The following is a 453-nucleotide window of genomic DNA, read 5'->3' on the forward strand; positions in this document are numbered from 1 at the left end:
TGTACCCGGCCCTACACATGTGAGACGGGAGGCATAAGAATGGGGGAACCACTCCACGGAAGAGGAGGTTCCCCTGATGCAGCTTACCACCGTTGGCCGAGAGATATGGCGAGGCGCTAGGCAGGCCCAAGCGCTAGAGGAGGCGGGGGCGGGGGACGAAGAGGTCCAGGGACGGCTACACAAGCTCAAGCTGGTGCGAGCCCTGCGCAAAGGCAAAGCCACCTGGGAGGAGATCCAGGGCCTGGTGGGGATCAGCCGGGCCACCTACTTCCGGTGGGAGAAGAGACTGCGGGAAGGGGGACTGCGAGGGCTGAGGTCCAAGCCCCGAAAGCCCCGACACCTGAGGGCGAAGGTGCACTGGAGCCCCCGGCTTCTCCTGCGGGTGGAGGGTTTGAGGAAGGGAAACCCCACCTGGGGCCGCTGGCCCATCTGGGTGAGGTTGCGGAAGGAGGG

At 65.6% G+C, this 453-nt stretch carries 1 protein-coding gene; it reads left to right on the forward strand.

What is annotated here, in order from left to right; translation table 11 throughout:
* Window positions 1–76 precede the first annotated feature (76 nt).
* The coding region (locus tag L0D17_RS13290; RefSeq protein ID WP_243095715.1) for a helix-turn-helix domain-containing protein at window positions 77–453 on the forward strand (377 nt) is incomplete at its 3' end.

The organism is Thermus thalpophilus (assembly GCF_022760915.1).
GTDB classification, from domain to species: Bacteria; Deinococcota; Deinococci; order Deinococcales; family Thermaceae; genus Thermus; species Thermus thalpophilus.